We start from the raw sequence: 14,520 nt of genomic DNA, 5'->3' as shown, positions 1-14,520 counted from the left end.
CGAGGCGAGGAAAGTTCCGCCGCATCAATTTTCTGCGAGTGGTTCGCCGAACCATTCAAGATTGTAGCGACGTGCGTTTTCGGTTGGGCATGGCCGGCAGCCCGGTTTTCTTGTCTCACCTGTTTCCAACATCACCAAGGTGTCGGCAATGCGGCACTGAGCGGACACCCGCCAAGGGGGCAAAGGGCTGACCATGACAGGCTGGCCGCCGAACAGCGGGCTGCCCTTCCGCCTTCAGTTGTAGAGATAATACTCCTGCCACTCCTCGCGCGGCACGATCGAACCGATCTGGTATTTGAACGACTTGACGGTGAGCTGACGCGGGCCGGTTTCGCACTTGAACTTCAGGCGATACCAGTCACCGCCGGAGCGGAAAACGGCGCCGGGGGCCTTGATCCTGTTGTCTGCGACCTCGGGGTCGGAGAAGGTGTAGGCGATGACCTTGTCGGGCCGGAAGCCATCCTGCTCCTTACGGATCCGGTCCATAGCCTCCATGTCGCAGCGCTGTTCGAGACGCTCTTCCGGTGTCAAAGCCTCAAGCTGACGGACGATACCTGCTTCCAGCGCCAGCGCGGGAGAAACGGCAAGCACCACAGGTGCCACCAGCGCAGCTATCGCAACATTCGGGATCTTCATGAACACCTCTTGTCATCGACTCGAAGTCGGCGAAACTAGGAGATGGAGAGGCCGTTGACCACCTACCAGAGCGCGAAATAGAGTTTCGAGGTCAGGGGCTCAGGGAGCGCGATGCATGGCGGCGCAGGCACTCACCGACGCGCAGAAGGAACAGATCAAGCTGCGCGCGACGTTTCTCAACAATATCGGCGTCGGGGTGATCCTGATCGGGGTCTTCACGCCGATAGCGCGAGCATTCTACGATGCGCCCGCGGCTGGTGCCCCGTTCGGCCACGTCTCGATCCCGGTCGTGATTTGCTTTTCCCTTGGGGTCGCCTTACATATGGTTGCAGGTTGGATCCTGAGAGGATTGAACAGATGACGGACCAGATGCTTTTGCTGGCCATACCAGCTGTCGGCTTGTGCCTTGTGGTCGCAGTGATCATGCTGCAAAGCTGGTGGGACGGTGTCCTCCCCGGCCAGAAGCCTCCACATAAATAACAATAGTCTTCCCCGCTTGCCTCTGGCCCTGTCGCCGCCTATCTCTGGCACTCCCGCCGCTGAAATCGGAGTGCCGCCTTGTCCCCCTTTAAGTCCCTGCCCGCCGTTCCTTCCGTCGCCAAGAGGCCGGTGACGGATACCCGCCACGGGATCACCCGTGTCGATGAATATGCGTGGCTGAGGGCCGACAACTGGCAGGCGATGTTCAAGGATCCGAGCCTGCTGGACAAGGAAATCCGCGCCTATCTCGAAGCCGAGAACGCCTATGTCGAAGCGGCGATGGGCGATACGGCGGAGCTGCGCAAGACGCTGTTCACCGAGATGAAGGGCCGCATCAAGGAGGACGATTCGTCCGTTCCGGTGAAGGACGGGCCGTTCGCCTACGGCACGGCCTTCGTAACCGGCGGCGAGCAGCCGCGCTACTTCCGCATTCCGCGCGACGGCGACCATAAGGACGAGACGATCCGCGACCTGCTGCTCGACGGCGACAAGGAAGCGGCCGGCAAGGAATATTTCCGGCTCGCCGGCATCAACGGCACGAGCGATCACACGCTTGGCCTCTGGGGCTATGACGACAAGGGCTCGGAATATTACACGCTGCGCGTCCGCGATCTCTCGACCAAGGAAGACCTTGCCGACGTCATCGAAAATTCCGGCGGCGGCGGGGTCTGGGCGCCTGACGGCAAGAGCTTCTTCTACACGCTGCAGGACGAGAACCACCGGCCGTCGAAGGTGTTCCACCACATCCTCGGCACGCCGCAGTCGCAAGACCGGCTGGTCTACGAGGAGAAGGATGCGGGCTTCTTCATGGGCGTCGGCGGCTCACTGCTCGACGATTTCATCTACATCGATATCCACGACCACGAGTCGTCGGAATACCGCATCCTCTCGACCAAAGACCTGACTGCCGAGCCGAAGCTGGTGGCAGCGCGCGAACCTTCGATCGAATACACGATGACGGAGGGCGGCGATGTCTTCTACATCCTGACCAACGATGCCGGCGCCAAGGATTTCAAGATCGTCGAGGCCCCGGTCGAGGCGCCGCAGAAGGCGAACTGGAAGGATGTCGTGCCGCACGTGCCGGGCCGGCTGATCCTCGACCATTCGGCCTATGCCCGCCACCTCGTCTGGCTGGAACGGCGCGACGGCCTGCCGCGCATCGTCATCCGCGACCGCAAGACCGGCGAGGAGCACGCGATCGCCTTCGCGGAGGAAGCCTATTCGCTCGGCCTGCAGGGCGCGGCGGAGTACGACACCGACGTCATCCGCTTCTCCTACTCCTCGATGACGACGCCAAGCCAGCTCTACGACTACAACATGGCGACGCGCGAGCGCGTGCTGCTCAAGACCCAGGAAGTGCCATCGGGCCACAATCCGGACGACTATGTCACGCGGCGCGTCTTCGCCAAGGCGCATGACGGCGAGAGCGTGCCGGTCACCCTGCTCTACCGCAAGGACACACCGCTCGACGGCTCGGCGCCCTGTCTGCTCTATGGCTACGGCGCCTATGGCATCACCATTCCCGCCTCGTTCAACACCTCCTGCCTGTCGCTCGTCGATCGCGGCTTCGTCTACGCCATCGCCCATATCCGCGGCGGCAAGGACAAGGGCTATCACTGGTACGAAGACGGCAAGATGGCGAAGAAGATGAACACCTTCCTCGACTTCATCGCCGCGGCCGACCACCTCGTGGCGGAAAAATTCACCAGCTACGGCAAGATCGTCGCCGAGGGCCGCTCAGCCGGCGGCATGCTGATGGGCGGCATCGCCAACATGGCGCCGGAGAAGTTCGGCGGCGTGATCGCAGGCGTGCCGTTCGTCGATGCGCTGAACACGATGCTCGACGACACCCTGCCGCTGACGCCGCCGGAATGGCTGGAATGGGGCAACCCGATCGAGTCGGCCGAGGAATATGCCTGGATCGCCGCCTACAGCCCCTATGACAATGTCGGCACCAAACCCTATCCGCCGATCCTGGCGCTCTCCGGCCTCACCGACCCGCGCGTCACCTACTGGGAGCCGACCAAATGGATCGCCCGCTTGCGCGACCGCGCACCGGACGCCGGCCCCTACCTGCTCAAAACCAACATGGGCGCCGGCCACGGCGGCAAATCCGGCCGCTTCCAGCGGCTGGAGGAGCAGGCGTTCGACTATGCGTTTGCGATCAAGGTGGCGGGGAAGATGTGAACCAGACTTCACAGAACTTGCACCCTTGCAAAGCGTGAACTATAGTTCACGCATGATTGAGGTCCGTCAGCATCCCGAGTTCATAACTTGGCTTCGGAAGCTGCGCGATCGAGAGGCCCAAAGGCGCATTGCTATACGTTTGACCCGCGTTCAAGCCGGGCTACTAGGTGACGCCAAGTTCTTCGATGGCATCGGAGAGCTGCGGATCGATTACGGACCCGGATACAGGGTGGATTTCATTCGCCAGGGCCAGGCCATCATCATTCTCTTGTGCGGTGGCGACAAGGGATCGCAGATCAGAGACATCGACCGGGCCAAGGGGCTGGCGAAAGAGGTATGACATGAGCGTTAAGACTGTAGCTTTTGATCCCTCTGAGTTCTTTACGGACGCGCAGGCGCAGGCTGACTTGCTCAACGACGCGTTCGAGACCGGCGATGCGAAATATATCGCACACGCTCTTGGCATTGTCGCGAAGGCGAAGGGCATGACGAGCGTTGCTCGTGAAGCGGGGGTATCTCGGGAAGCGCTTTACAAGGCGCTTAGCGAAAATGGCGACCCCAAGTTTTCCACCCTTCTCGGGGTCGCCAAGGCTCTAGGCCTCAAGTTCGTGGTCGAGCCTCTGCCGGAATCGGTGCTTTAGCATTGCCATGCGCGTTTTGGCGCATTCCAAAATTGAAGTTTATCCCAGCCACTCCATCACCCGCTTCAACGCCTCACGCTCCGCCATCCGCCGGCGGTGGTCGGCGACCTTGGGGAAACGGGACGGGTCGACGCCGTCGCCTTCCAGCCAGCCTGCAAGGGTAAAGAGATAGGGGTCGGCGATCGTGTAGCGGTTGCCCATGACCCAGGGGCCTTTGAACATCGTCGTCTCGATCAGCTCGAAGCAGTCGGCCATGGTCTGTGGCACCTTGGCCTTCATGGCCTCGATCGCAGCCGGATCGTCTGCCCAACGGCTGCCGCGATATTTGTGCGCGTGCGCCACGTGCACGGTAGACGCGAGGTAGCTCATGAAGGACTGGAGCTCGGCGAAGGCAAAAGGATCGTCAAGCGGCGCCAGACCGGCATCGGGAAAGGACTGGGCGATAAAGGTGAGGATCGCGGGCGTTTCCGTCAGCACACCACGATCCGTCGCCAATGCCGGCACGCGGCCCTTGGGATTGACCGCGAGGTAATCGTCGGCGCGCTGGGCGCCCTTGGCGAGGTCGAGCTTGACCGCGCTGTAGTCGGCTCCGGCCTCTTCCAGCGCGATATGGGATGCGAGCGAGCAGCTTCCCCTTGCGACGAAAATCTTCAGCATGTCTTCCTCCTTCGACGTTCCTTTCGTCCTGCGTAACAGCCCGCACCGGGAGATGCCAGAGGGAAGTCCTGTCACGCTTTTCGACATCTTTCGATACAGCGCTGATTTCACCGTCTTTTTCGGCCCGGAGAGGAACAATTCGCCGGCTGCGGGTTTACCCGACAGGAGCAGCGAGAGGACAACGACATCCTCGCCAACGGCTGCTTTATCGTCAGTAACGGCTCCATCAAGGAGAAGGGCATGCGTGTTCATGTAGCGCTGGTTTGCGCCCTCGAAATCCCCGGAGAGGGCAAGCTCTCCATGCGGGAGTTGAGGATGATCGGCAGCGATATCGGCCTGCGTGACGTCGCCTCCTACATTCAATCCGGAAACCTGGTGTTTCGCGACGAAAGCGACAGCGCGGAAGTGGCGGCGATGCTGGACATCGCGCTCGGAATCCGCATGGGACGGGCGCCCGGCGTGATGGTACGCAGCCCGGCGGAGCTGCGGGCCGTCATCGCGGACAATCCCTTCGCGGGCATGGATCAATCGCGTGTGAGCGTCAGCTTCTTCTCACGCCGCCTGCCCGCAGACGCGTTGAACGGCATTATGGCTCCGGGAGGCGAAGAGGCGATCGCGGCAGAACGCGAGATCTACGTCCATTATCCCCTTGGGAGCGACCGACACCGTTTCAGCCTGCCGATACTCGAACGGGGAACACCAAGAAGCATAGAGACCATCATCAGGCTTGCCGATCTCGGGCGGAAGCTGGAAGCCAAGTCCTGACCAATGGGAAGCGCGCTTCCCATCGCGGGTGATTTGGCCCGGCAAGCACATCTTCCGCGACAAATCCAGAGGCTGGATCAAGGCTTGCAGCATGGACGCAAGCTTCACGCAAGCCACAATGGTTAACAAATGGTTAACGAGACCATTAACGCGAGAGCGCACGAGGCCTGTCATGAAGATTGATAGCAGCCTGAGCAATTATTACTATAACAGCCGCTTCCAGCAGGATCAGACCGATCCGGAAGAGGCTGCGAACGACGCAGCGACAAAAAGCCGGCCGAACACGGCATCGAACCCGGCCTTCAGCAGCACGCTGCTGTCGCCGTCCCTGTCGAGCGCATTGTGGGTCATCGAGGGCGGCCGCAGCGCTGGAAAGAGCGACAGCGCGTCCAGCCGGACGCCGCCGAACATTCCGACTGCAGCAGAGCAGGTCGAAGCTTTTTACCTCGAGTTCTCCGAGGAATAGGCGGAACAAAGCGTCATCTTCAGTTTCTCCAGGGGGCGGGCGACCGCCCTTTTCCTTGCCCAGACAACAGTCCCTGTCTTGAATCGACAACCGGGCAAGGCCATTATCTCCAGTGACTGGAGATATGGAGGCGTGGCTTGTACACGATCGGAGAACTCTCGCGGCGGACCGGTGTGAAGGTGCCGACCATCCGCTATTATGAGCAGATGGGGCTTTTGACCGCACCGGATCGGACCGAGGGCAACCAACGGCGCTACGAGCGGGCAGAGCTCGACCGGCTGACATTCATTCGCCACGCGCGCGACCTTGGGTTTCCGATCGAGGCGATCCGCGAGTTGCTGTCGCTCAGCCGGCATCCGGACGAACCCTGCGAGCGGGCGGATGCGATCGCCCGCGAACAACTGATCGAGGTGCGCGACAAGATCGCGCGGCTGCGCAAGCTCGAAAGCGAGCTGGACCGGATCGTCGACCATTGCGACCACCACACGGTGAGCGACTGCTACGTGATCCGGGCGCTGTCCGACCACGGACTTTGCGAAACGGAGCACTGAGACAATGCCAGTCATTCGGACCGAAGACGCCCCGCTCGAGGTCGGCAAGCCGGATGCCCTTAACGCCGATCTCGGACCTTACACCGCGCGACTTCTTTCCGATGCCGGCGGCCTCACCCAGTTCGGCGCCTTTCTCGAAACCCTGCCACCGGGGTCACGCTCGTCGCACAAGCACTGGCACGAGCGGGAGGACGAGTTCATTTACATGGTATCAGGCTTCGTGACGCTCAACGAAGGCGACACGTTGACGGAGATGCGGCCGGGCGATGCCGCGACCTTCAAGGCCGGCGTGCCGGTCGGGCACAGGCTGGAGAATCGCTCCGACCAGCCGGCGACCTATCTGGTGGTCGGCACGCGCTCGCCAGACGAGGTGGTCCACTACACCGACAAGGACCTGCACCTGACCAAGGTGAACTTTCACAAGCACCTGACGGACAAGGCCGGCAATCCGGTGAAGCGCTGACGTTTCTGTCAGAGCTTGTCATCCGCCAGGAGATTGAGGCAGTGTTCGGCGCGGGACAGCAAGGCCGCCTTCTTCGCATCTCCCATGCGCCGCCATCCGGCGAGGATATTGGCCATGCGATGGTTGCCGCGCAGTCTCTCCTCGTTGACCGCGATGAAACGCCAGTACAGCGAATTGAAGGGACAGGCGCGCTCCCCCTCGCCGTCCTTCACGTCATAATGGCAGGAGCCACAGAAATTGCTCATCCGGTCGATGTATTTCCCGCTCGCCGCATAGGGCTTGCTCGCCATCAGGCCGCCATCGGCAAAGAGCGCCATGCCGAGCGTATTCGGCAGTTCCACCCATTCATAGGCGTCGGCATAGACGGCCAGATACCATTCGCAGACCTCGCTGACGGAGAGACCGGCGAGCAGGGCAAAATTGCCTGTCAGCATCAGCCGCTGGATGTGGTGCGAATAGGCATGCTCGATCGTGTCATTCACGGCCGCCGACATGCAGGCCATGTTCGTGCGGCCGGTCCAGTACAGAGCGGGGAGCGGACGCTCGGCCGCGAGTGCATTCCGTTCGGCGTAGTCGGGCATGAAGCGCCAGTAGATGCCGCGCACATATTCGCGCCAGCCGAGGATCTGGCGGATGAAGCCTTCGACGGCATTGAGCGGCGCGGTGCCATCGAAATAGCAACGCTCAGCGCGGCGGATAACATCCATCGGCGTCAACAGCCCGGCGTTGAGATAGGCCGCGATCATCGAGTGAAAGAGATAGGGTTCGCCCAAAACCATGGCATCCTGCCAGTCGCCGAATGATGGCAGTATCTCTGTCAGGAACTGTTCAAGTTCCGCGTCCGCCTGTTCCGCCGTCACGGCAAAATGGAAGGGTTCCAGCCGGCCGAAGTGATCGGGAAAACGATGCTCGACCAGATCGAGAACCTCGCGGGTGATCTTGTCCTTCTTCCACGACAATCGCTTTGGTCCGGAAAGCCCTTTAGGCGGCGACTTGCGGTTTTCCTTGTCGAAATTCCATTGTCCGCCCTCCGGTGTGCCGTCCTTCCGCATCAGCACGTCGAAATGGCGGCGCATGTCGCGGTAGAAATACTCCATCCTCGGTTCCCGCCGCTTGTCGGCCCAGCGGCCGAAGCCGGCACGGGTGATCAGGAAGCGATCGTCCTCGCACAGATCGACGGGAATACCGAACTCATCGGTCCATGACTGCATCTCGTGCAGCAGGCGGTATTCGCCCGGTTCCGTCACAACGAGCCGGTCAGCTCCGGTTTCGGCAAGGGCACGCTTTACCTCGCCGGCGAGGCTCTGCGTGTTGTCGGGATCGTCGAGCTTTACGTATCGGACGGTGAGCCCCTCTTCCTTCAGGGCCTCTGCGAAATGGCGCATGGCGGAAAACAGGAAGGCGATCTTCTTCTTGTGGTGACGGACATAGGTCGCCTCGGCCATGACCTCCGCCATCAGCACCAGGGTGGTTTTCGGGTCGATGTCGCGCAGCGAGGAGAGCGAACGGGAGAGCTGGTCGCCAAGGACGAGGTGAAGCGTGGTCATGCCGGCTCTACGCCGCGGGCGCCGGGGCGGATCAGCGCTCGACGCGCGACCCCGTTGACAACGGACTAAAACCGGCGCATTGAAGCTGCCATGATCGACGCACGCGCAACCATTTCCTGCACGTATTTTTGGGCCTACCGGTAACCGGCGGCCCGACAGATCACTTTGTCAACAGGCCGCCGTCAGGCGGCCTTGTTGTTTGAGAGACAGCTTCCCCTGACGGCAAACGAAAAAAGGGAAGCGACATGACCGAAGATACCGACATCACCCTGCCCCGCCCGCCCGTGGTGGTCATCCGTGCCGCACGGCCCGGCGACCTGCCGGCGCTCAACGCGATGATCGCCGAGCTCGCCAAGCATCATGGCGACGCCGCCGAGATCACGCCGGAAAAGCTGGAGCGCGACCTGTTCGGTCCCCTGCCATGGATCCACGCCCTTGTGGCCGACAGCGGCACCGACCTGATCGGCTACGCGATCCTTGTTCCGCTCTACAAGGCCGAGCAGGGTCGGCGCGGCATGGATCTCCATCACCTCTTCGTCAAGGACGGCCAGCGCGGCAACGGCATCGGCCAGCACCTCGTCAACCGTGCCCGCGATATGGCCCGCAAGGCCGGCTGCGACTACCTTTCGGTCAGCGCCGCCACCGGGAATTTCGCCGCCCACCGGTTCTACGAACACATGGACTTCGTGCCGCGCCCTGTCACAGGCATGCGGTATATGCAGGCCATTGGCTGATTTCTTTTCGAGGACCGGACATGACCCGTATCGTCGTCGCATTGCAAAACGATTTCGCCGACTGGGAGCCCGCCCTGCTCATGGCCGCGGCCCGCTATTATCTTGGCTGCCAGGTGCTGACCGCCTCGCCGGACGGCAAACCGGTGATCTCCATGGGCGGGCTGAAGGTGACGCCGGACATTTGCTTTGCGGAGATTACGCCGGAGCGCTTCGATGCGCTCGTCATCCCCGGCGGCTATGCGTGGGAGAAGGGTGAGGCCTTCGACTTTACGGATATGGCGAAGGCGTTCCGAAGCGAGAACAAGGTGCTGGCCGGCATCTGTGCCGCAGCGAGCGCACTTGCAGCGGCGGGCGTACTTGACGACGTCGCGCATACCGGTAATTCGCTTGTATCACATCAGCGATATCAGGCCTATCGGGGCAGTGCGCTTTATCGGAACCAGCCGCAGGCCGTTCTCGACCGGGGCATCGTGACCGCGGCAGGGTCTGCGCCGGATACGTTCGCCATGGAAGTTCTGAAGGCGCTCGATCTCTGGACGCCGGAGGCGGAAGCGGAGCTCTCCGGCTTCGCGGCGGAGCATCACTGAAGGCAGCGCCGCTCAGTGCCTCAGCGGCGGGTTTTCCGACCATTGCTGCAAGGTGGCCTTGATCAGCACGAGAGCAGCGCGCTGGGCCTCGTCACGCTCGCGCGGATCAACAATGGCCTTGAGGCGTGTTTCGAAAGCGCGGATGGTTTCGTTGACCCAGACGTGCAACGCCGGATCCGGATGATTGTCCAGCAGGGATCGGAGCGCCGTCTCCATACGCCTGCGTTCAAGGCTCATCATAGTCTCCACCCCATTTTTCCTTGCCATCATGCCCCGGGCGACTTGCCCGAGGCTGGTCAGGCGCCGAAGGACAATCAGAGGCCGAAGGTGACGTGACCTTGTTGGTCGATGTGCCACGCGGGGTTCCAGGCGATTTCCCAGGCGTGGTCGTCCGGGTCGACCACATAACCGCGCATGCCGCCATGCGGCGGCGCAGAGGCCGGCTGGATGATGCGCCCGCCAGCGGCGACGAGGCGCTCCATCAGCGGCGCGACGTCTTCCGCCAATGGGACATTGTGCGCCAGCGCGTAGCCGCCGGACCGGGAGAAGGCGGCGCGACCACTATCCTCCAGCATCATGTCCTCCCGGAAAAGTCCGAGAACCAGCCCGTTCATCTGGTAGAAATGGATGAACTCGTTCTCGAACACCGTTTTCCAGCCGAAGCCCTCGGCATAAAACCGGCGCGAGCACTCCATATCGGTGGTGGCAAGCGTGATGACGGAAATCTGTTGCTGCATTTGGCCATACCCTTAACGTCGACCGCCGCACCGCGCAGCGGTTTCACGTCAGGGGACGAGCCTAGAACACTCGTCGGTACCTTCCAGTTGGAAGGCGGGAGGACTAACCAGGTGCCGCCCTAACCGTTTCAGACACGCCCACGAGGTTAAACAATAGCGCCTATGTGCGTCAACAACGTTCACTCCACGGCCGGTATCGCCTTCAGATAGGCGGCAATGGCCTCCCTGTCGGAGGACGGGAGTTCTGCCATGTTCTTCTGCACGGCGACCATGGAGCCTCCAACGCTATCATAGTCGGGGGTGAAACCGGTTTCGAGGTAGCTGGCGATATCGCTCTCGCTCCAGGAGCCGATGCTTTGCGATCCGGGGGTTATGTCGGGAATGGTTCCCTCACCTTCCGGGTTTGGTCCGCCGGCGAGCCAGCGCCCGACCTGAAATCCGCCGATGGCGTTGCGCGGCGTGTGGCACTCGCCGCAGTGTCCAAGGCCTTCAACGAGGTACTGGCCACGCCGCACCTTTTCGTCGGCATTGGCGAGGTCGACATGGGGCTCGTCGGAAAAGTAGAGGAGCTTCCATCCGCCCAGCGCGAGACGGATGTTGAAGGGGAACGGCAATTCATGCGCGGGAGCAACCGCATCGCTTGCGGGCAGCGTCTTCAGGAAACCGAACAGGTCGTTGACGTCCTTCGGGCTCATGCGCGAATAGGAATTGTAGGGAAAAGACGGATAGAGATGTTCTCCCTCGCGACCAACGCCGCGGGTCATCGCATCGCCGAACTCCGCCAGCGTCCACGCGCCGATCCCGGCTTGCGGGTCCGGCGAAATGTTTGGCGCATGGAAGGTACCGAATGGACTTGTCAGCGGCGCCCCGCCGGACAGGATGAGGCGTGCCTCACCTTCCGCACCCGAGGGGGCATGACAGGACGCGCAACCACCCGCGAAAAAGACGCGTCGGCCGTTTTCGAGGTCGGGTTCTCCGAGATTGGCCCAGTGTTCGGCCGGCTGACGCTCGGGCGCCGTTACCGTCACAAAAATTCCGCCGCCGACGACGCCAAGCGCCGCCACCGCCACGAGACCCCTGATCCATTTGACAGCCATGCCGTCCTCCAAACGCAAGACGCCGGGCACCAGGCCCGGCGATATCAGACCGGTGACCCCAAGAGATCACCGGCGGACAAGTTGTCACTTCTTGAGACGATAGGTTTCGTGGCAGGCGCCGCAGGTGCTGCCGACAGCCTTCATAACGGCGCCGACACCGGCCTGGTCGGTCGGAAGCTGGGCAAGCTGCCCTTCGGCGGCGGTCACAAGAGCGGCAGCCTTGGCCTTGAAGTCTTCCATGTTGGCCCAGATCGCGGGTGCCGCTTCGCTGTCCATGCCTGTTTCCGAGCCGGCCGGGAACTGGTCCGGGAAGGTCTTGCCGACCTCGGCCATGGTTTCGAGCGAGGCCTTGATGACCTCGGCGTCGAAGGGCTTCTCGCCCTTGGCGATCGCCCCGATCGCGCCCATGGCGCCACCGACCTTCTTCATCATCTCCTGACGCACGACCTGCGGCTCGTCGGCGGCGATTGCGGCGCCGATGCCAAGACAGAGGGCAGTGGCGGCGGCAAACACGAGTTTCAACTTCATCGAGGACTCCAGGGATAGGGCCGGCGCGCCGGCGGTTGGGAGACAGTGACTTTCGATGATTGCAACAAGGACGGGGCGGTTTGAAGTCACAATGCGGTGAAGTCTGCGGAACCAGAGATGGTATTGATATCAATCATTTTTTGTCGCTATGTCACACCGAGCCGCGCAGCCCCTCGAACGCCGTCAAAAGGGCGACGAGGATCAGCAGGAGCCCGACAACGCGACCTGTCCAGATCGTCGCGGCCGGATTTCCGACCAGCAGACCCCTTGCCCTCCCGGCCGCCAGGGCGACCGCGCCATAGACAATGGTTTGCGTCAGCGCGGTCATCGCGCCAAGGGCGAGGCCCTGCCGCCAGAGCGGACCGTATTCCGGGCGCACAAACTGCGGGTAGACTGCGATGACGAAGAGGTAGGCCTTGGGATTCATTAGGCAGGTCAGCACTGCGCGACGGAAGACGGTGGGGAGCGGAACGGCGGACGCCCCCTCTACGGTATCGACGGTGATGGAACTCCGGATCAGCGTGTAGCCGATCCAGCACATGTAGATCGCCCCGCCAATGAGCAGCGGCAGGAAGAGTTTCGGTGCCAGCGCCACCAGAAGGCCAGTGCCGACGGTGCCGTAGAGCGAATGGACCACGCCGCCGGCCACCATGCCCGACGTGGCGACGAGGCCGCTCTTTCGCCCACCCGTCAGGCCATTGGCGAGCACGTAGAGCATGTCCATGCCGGGCACAATGATGATGCCGGCGACGAGCAGCAGGAAAAGCCAGAGACTATCGGCATAGGTCATGTCAGTATATCCTCAGAAAGCGTGATCCGCCTGAACGTTTTCGGCGGAAAATCAAATCGTTGGAATACTGACTAGCGGAGACCAACTGACAGCATTGTGTCAGTTGCGATGGGAGAGTAGATGCGGAAGGCCTCTCGGCTGTTCGAGATCATCCAGATTCTCAAGTTGTCGCGCCGCGTCGTGACCGCATCGGAGATCGCCGAGAAACTGGAAGTGACGGTGCGGTCGATCTATCGCGACATCGCCGCGCTCCAGGCGATGCGCGTGCCGATCGAGGGCGAGCGCGGCCTCGGCTATATTCTCCGGCCGGGCTTCGACCTGCCGCCGCTGATGTTCGAGCATGAGGAGGCTGAAGCGATCCTGCTCGGGCTCGCCCTTCTCGACCGGACGGGCGATGCCGATCTTAAGCACGCAGCCCTCAGAGTACGGGGCAAGATCGCATCCGCCGTGCCCGATCCGCTCCGGCACGACCTGTTTTCCGCGCCGCTCTACGCCTGGGGCCAGCCGGCGCCGGCGCCGGAAGGCGCTGACATGGCGATGCTCCGGCGGGCGATCCGGGACGAGCAGGTGCTCGACATGCGCTATCGTAGCGAAGATGGACAGGAAACGGAGCGCGGTGTGCGGCCCATCGCGCTGATCTACTATTCCGGCTGGATGACGCTGGTCGGCTGGTGCGAGCTGCGCGCCGCGATCCGCAACTTCCGGACAGACCGGATCATGACGCTGACGTCGACCGAACGCCGCTTCCGCGGCGACGGCGACAGGCTGCGGCGTCTTTGGGTCGACAGCTGGGACAAGCCGCCAGCGTGACCTGGCGCGCTGAAATCCTGACCCTCAGGCCTTCTTGACCGCGAAGACGTGGAAGCATTCGACGTGCTTCGGCGCCGGGTCGTCGATCGGCTGCCCCTCCATCGAGAAGAAACGAACCTCGCCATCGAAACCATGCGCGACAAGCTGGGCGCGCATCTGGCCCGGCGTCGTGGTGTGAACCATGATGCCGAAATTATGAGCCGGATGGAGCAGGATGGCCTTGTCGTTGCCGCGCTCCTCGAAGCGAAGATATTGGCGGCGGCGCAGCATGCCGACGCCGTGCATCAGCAGCCGGAAGCCGAGCTTGACGGGATTGGCGGTCCAGATGACGGTCGCCCGGGCGCGATGATTGTCATCGAAGCCGTGCCAATCGCGATTGAAGGTGGAGAACGCGAAAGCGCCACCCGGCCGCAGGACGCGGGAGACCTCCGCCAGCACCTTCAAACGCCCTTCCGCATCGACGGAGTCGATGCCGTTGAACGAAAACACCGCGAGATCGAAATAATTGTCGGAAAACGCGGATAGATCCCGCGCATCCATCGTGTCGAAGCGTACGCCCGGATGGTTCTGGCGGGCCAGGTCAATCATTTCGGGGGTATAGTCGATCCCGTAGTACTCGCCGGCATGCGAGCGCAGAAGCCCGGTGGTGCGGCCGCCGCCAACGCCGATATCGAGGAAACGTCCACCGCGGGCCTGCTGGAGCCCGAGTTCCATCACGGTCCGCTCGCCCTCGTTTAGGTAGAAGTTACCCGCCCGGTATTGCCGCCGCTCGATCGGACTGGTCCAGGTCCGGCGGTTGATTTCTTCCATCTTGTGCATGTGCGTTGCCCGTTAAACTTTCGTT

Annotated in this window: 20 protein-coding genes; 11 read left to right on the top strand and 9 right to left on the bottom strand. The window is 62.2% G+C overall.

Annotated elements, in window-relative coordinates; all coding sequences use genetic code 11:
• Window positions 1-234 precede the first annotated feature (234 nt).
• Entirely contained in the window at window positions 235-636 is a 402-nt protein-coding gene (locus J5J09_RS06175) for a DUF930 domain-containing protein (RefSeq protein ID WP_208548805.1), read from the bottom strand.
• 115 nt (window positions 637-751) lie between these two features.
• Between J5J09_RS06175 and J5J09_RS06170 the strand changes: the two genes are divergently transcribed.
• The 4 genes from J5J09_RS06170 to J5J09_RS06155 all read left to right on the top strand — a co-directional run bounded on the left by J5J09_RS06170 (window position 752) and on the right by J5J09_RS06155 (window position 3,944).
• A complete protein-coding gene (locus J5J09_RS06170; RefSeq protein ID WP_208548804.1) occupies window positions 752-997 on the top strand; it encodes a hypothetical protein in 246 nt (81 codons plus the stop codon).
• Between the two features lie 197 nt (window positions 998-1,194).
• A complete protein-coding gene (locus J5J09_RS06165) occupies window positions 1,195-3,303 on the top strand; it encodes a S9 family peptidase (protein ID WP_208548803.1) in 2,109 nt (702 codons plus the stop codon).
• Window positions 3,269-3,643, top strand: a complete 375-nt coding sequence (locus J5J09_RS06160; protein ID WP_348646421.1) for a type II toxin-antitoxin system RelE/ParE family toxin — start codon at window positions 3,269-3,271, stop codon at window positions 3,641-3,643. Before J5J09_RS06165 ends, J5J09_RS06160 begins: the two co-directional genes overlap by 35 nt.
• A 1-nt stretch (window position 3,644) precedes the next feature.
• Window positions 3,645-3,944, top strand: a complete 300-nt coding sequence (locus tag J5J09_RS06155) for an addiction module antidote protein (RefSeq protein ID WP_208548802.1) — start codon at window positions 3,645-3,647, stop codon at window positions 3,942-3,944.
• Window positions 3,945-3,983: 39 nt separating this feature from the next.
• Here the strand turns inward: J5J09_RS06155 and J5J09_RS06150 are convergent, their stop codons facing one another.
• Window positions 3,984-4,601 (bottom strand): glutathione S-transferase N-terminal domain-containing protein, encoded by a 618-nt coding sequence (locus J5J09_RS06150; RefSeq protein ID WP_208548801.1) that lies wholly within the window; start codon window positions 4,599-4,601, stop codon window positions 3,984-3,986.
• Between the two features lie 240 nt (window positions 4,602-4,841).
• Between J5J09_RS06150 and J5J09_RS06145 the strand changes: the two genes are divergently transcribed.
• The 4 genes from J5J09_RS06145 to J5J09_RS06130 all read left to right on the top strand — a co-directional run bounded on the left by J5J09_RS06145 (window position 4,842) and on the right by J5J09_RS06130 (window position 6,846).
• A complete protein-coding gene (locus tag J5J09_RS06145; protein ID WP_208548800.1) occupies window positions 4,842-5,366 on the top strand; it encodes a DUF1697 domain-containing protein in 525 nt (174 codons plus the stop codon).
• Window positions 5,367-5,538: 172 nt separating this feature from the next.
• Window positions 5,539-5,832 (top strand): hypothetical protein, encoded by a 294-nt coding sequence (locus tag J5J09_RS06140; protein ID WP_208548799.1) that lies wholly within the window; start codon window positions 5,539-5,541, stop codon window positions 5,830-5,832.
• A gap of 137 nt (window positions 5,833-5,969) precedes the next feature.
• Window positions 5,970-6,383, top strand: a complete 414-nt coding sequence (locus J5J09_RS06135; protein ID WP_208548798.1) for a helix-turn-helix domain-containing protein — start codon at window positions 5,970-5,972, stop codon at window positions 6,381-6,383.
• 4 nt (window positions 6,384-6,387) lie between these two features.
• On the top strand, window positions 6,388-6,846 hold the full coding sequence (locus J5J09_RS06130) for a cupin domain-containing protein (protein ID WP_208548797.1): 459 nt from the start codon (window positions 6,388-6,390) through the stop codon (window positions 6,844-6,846).
• Window positions 6,847-6,854: 8 nt separating this feature from the next.
• Here J5J09_RS06130 and J5J09_RS06125 read toward each other — a convergent pair whose 3' ends face one another.
• Window positions 6,855-8,393 (bottom strand): cryptochrome/photolyase family protein, encoded by a 1,539-nt coding sequence (locus J5J09_RS06125; protein ID WP_208548796.1) that lies wholly within the window; start codon window positions 8,391-8,393, stop codon window positions 6,855-6,857.
• Between the two features lie 245 nt (window positions 8,394-8,638).
• Between J5J09_RS06125 and J5J09_RS06120 the strand changes: the two genes are divergently transcribed.
• Both J5J09_RS06120 and J5J09_RS06115 read left to right on the top strand, forming a co-directional pair.
• A complete protein-coding gene (locus J5J09_RS06120) occupies window positions 8,639-9,127 on the top strand; it encodes a GNAT family N-acetyltransferase (RefSeq protein ID WP_208548795.1) in 489 nt (162 codons plus the stop codon).
• A gap of 20 nt (window positions 9,128-9,147) precedes the next feature.
• Window positions 9,148-9,714 (top strand): DJ-1/PfpI family protein, encoded by a 567-nt coding sequence (locus J5J09_RS06115; protein WP_208548794.1) that lies wholly within the window; start codon window positions 9,148-9,150, stop codon window positions 9,712-9,714.
• A gap of 12 nt (window positions 9,715-9,726) precedes the next feature.
• Here J5J09_RS06115 and J5J09_RS06110 read toward each other — a convergent pair whose 3' ends face one another.
• From J5J09_RS06110 to J5J09_RS06090, 5 genes are all read right to left on the bottom strand, one after another.
• Window positions 9,727-9,951, bottom strand: a complete 225-nt coding sequence (locus J5J09_RS06110; RefSeq protein ID WP_208548793.1) for a hypothetical protein — start codon at window positions 9,949-9,951, stop codon at window positions 9,727-9,729.
• A gap of 77 nt (window positions 9,952-10,028) precedes the next feature.
• Complete coding sequence (locus tag J5J09_RS06105) at window positions 10,029-10,451, bottom strand: VOC family protein (protein ID WP_208548792.1); 423 nt, start codon at window positions 10,449-10,451, stop codon at window positions 10,029-10,031.
• 179 nt (window positions 10,452-10,630) lie between these two features.
• On the bottom strand, window positions 10,631-11,548 hold the full coding sequence (locus J5J09_RS06100; protein ID WP_208548791.1) for a cytochrome c: 918 nt from the start codon (window positions 11,546-11,548) through the stop codon (window positions 10,631-10,633).
• Window positions 11,549-11,632: 84 nt separating this feature from the next.
• Window positions 11,633-12,076, bottom strand: coding sequence for a cytochrome c (locus J5J09_RS06095; protein ID WP_208548790.1), 444 nt, complete (start codon window positions 12,074-12,076; stop codon window positions 11,633-11,635).
• A 151-nt stretch (window positions 12,077-12,227) separates the two neighbouring features.
• The gene (locus J5J09_RS06090) at window positions 12,228-12,866 is read right to left on the bottom strand and encodes a LysE family translocator (RefSeq protein ID WP_208548789.1); all 639 of its coding nucleotides are present in this window, start codon (window positions 12,864-12,866) and stop codon (window positions 12,228-12,230) included.
• 120 nt (window positions 12,867-12,986) lie between these two features.
• On the opposite strand from J5J09_RS06090, the gene J5J09_RS06085 reads away from it, so the two are divergent.
• The gene (locus J5J09_RS06085; RefSeq protein ID WP_208548788.1) at window positions 12,987-13,676 is read left to right on the top strand and encodes a YafY family protein; all 690 of its coding nucleotides are present in this window, start codon (window positions 12,987-12,989) and stop codon (window positions 13,674-13,676) included.
• A gap of 24 nt (window positions 13,677-13,700) precedes the next feature.
• Here the strand turns inward: J5J09_RS06085 and J5J09_RS06080 are convergent, their stop codons facing one another.
• On the bottom strand, window positions 13,701-14,495 hold the full coding sequence (locus tag J5J09_RS06080) for a class I SAM-dependent methyltransferase (protein WP_208548787.1): 795 nt from the start codon (window positions 14,493-14,495) through the stop codon (window positions 13,701-13,703).
• Between the last annotated feature and the right edge of the window lie 25 nt (window positions 14,496-14,520).

Origin of the sequence: Ciceribacter sp. L1K22 (assembly GCF_017599385.1) — a bacterium.
Taxonomy (GTDB): domain Bacteria; phylum Pseudomonadota; class Alphaproteobacteria; order Rhizobiales; family Rhizobiaceae; genus Allorhizobium.
The sequence above is the reverse complement of the archived record's forward strand: the minus strand, read 5'-3'. Positions and strand labels throughout refer to the sequence as shown.

What these genes read in the sequence shown, in the direction of transcription:
- J5J09_RS06175 (WP_208548805.1), bottom strand. Translation starts at nt 636, where the DNA reads ATGAAGATCCCGAATGTTGCGATAGCTGCGCTGGTGGCACCTGTGGTG.
- J5J09_RS06170 (WP_208548804.1), top strand. Translation starts at nt 752, where the DNA reads ATGGCGGCGCAGGCACTCACCGACGCGCAGAAGGAACAGATCAAGCTG.
- J5J09_RS06160 (WP_348646421.1), top strand. Translation starts at nt 3,269, where the DNA reads ATGCGTTTGCGATCAAGGTGGCGGGGAAGATGTGAACCAGACTTCACA.
- J5J09_RS06155 (WP_208548802.1), top strand. Translation starts at nt 3,645, where the DNA reads ATGAGCGTTAAGACTGTAGCTTTTGATCCCTCTGAGTTCTTTACGGAC.
- J5J09_RS06150 (WP_208548801.1), bottom strand. Translation starts at nt 4,601, where the DNA reads ATGCTGAAGATTTTCGTCGCAAGGGGAAGCTGCTCGCTCGCATCCCAT.
- J5J09_RS06145 (WP_208548800.1), top strand. Translation starts at nt 4,842, where the DNA reads ATGCGTGTTCATGTAGCGCTGGTTTGCGCCCTCGAAATCCCCGGAGAG.
- J5J09_RS06140 (WP_208548799.1), top strand. Translation starts at nt 5,539, where the DNA reads ATGAAGATTGATAGCAGCCTGAGCAATTATTACTATAACAGCCGCTTC.
- J5J09_RS06130 (WP_208548797.1), top strand. Translation starts at nt 6,388, where the DNA reads ATGCCAGTCATTCGGACCGAAGACGCCCCGCTCGAGGTCGGCAAGCCG.
- J5J09_RS06125 (WP_208548796.1), bottom strand. Translation starts at nt 8,393, where the DNA reads ATGACCACGCTTCACCTCGTCCTTGGCGACCAGCTCTCCCGTTCGCTC.
- J5J09_RS06120 (WP_208548795.1), top strand. Translation starts at nt 8,639, where the DNA reads ATGACCGAAGATACCGACATCACCCTGCCCCGCCCGCCCGTGGTGGTC.
- J5J09_RS06115 (WP_208548794.1), top strand. Translation starts at nt 9,148, where the DNA reads ATGACCCGTATCGTCGTCGCATTGCAAAACGATTTCGCCGACTGGGAG.
- J5J09_RS06110 (WP_208548793.1), bottom strand. Translation starts at nt 9,951, where the DNA reads ATGAGCCTTGAACGCAGGCGTATGGAGACGGCGCTCCGATCCCTGCTG.
- J5J09_RS06105 (WP_208548792.1), bottom strand. Translation starts at nt 10,451, where the DNA reads ATGCAGCAACAGATTTCCGTCATCACGCTTGCCACCACCGATATGGAG.
- J5J09_RS06100 (WP_208548791.1), bottom strand. Translation starts at nt 11,548, where the DNA reads ATGGCTGTCAAATGGATCAGGGGTCTCGTGGCGGTGGCGGCGCTTGGC.
- J5J09_RS06095 (WP_208548790.1), bottom strand. Translation starts at nt 12,076, where the DNA reads ATGAAGTTGAAACTCGTGTTTGCCGCCGCCACTGCCCTCTGTCTTGGC.
- J5J09_RS06090 (WP_208548789.1), bottom strand. Translation starts at nt 12,866, where the DNA reads ATGACCTATGCCGATAGTCTCTGGCTTTTCCTGCTGCTCGTCGCCGGC.
- J5J09_RS06085 (WP_208548788.1), top strand. Translation starts at nt 12,987, where the DNA reads ATGCGGAAGGCCTCTCGGCTGTTCGAGATCATCCAGATTCTCAAGTTG.
- J5J09_RS06080 (WP_208548787.1), bottom strand. Translation starts at nt 14,495, where the DNA reads ATGCACAAGATGGAAGAAATCAACCGCCGGACCTGGACCAGTCCGATC.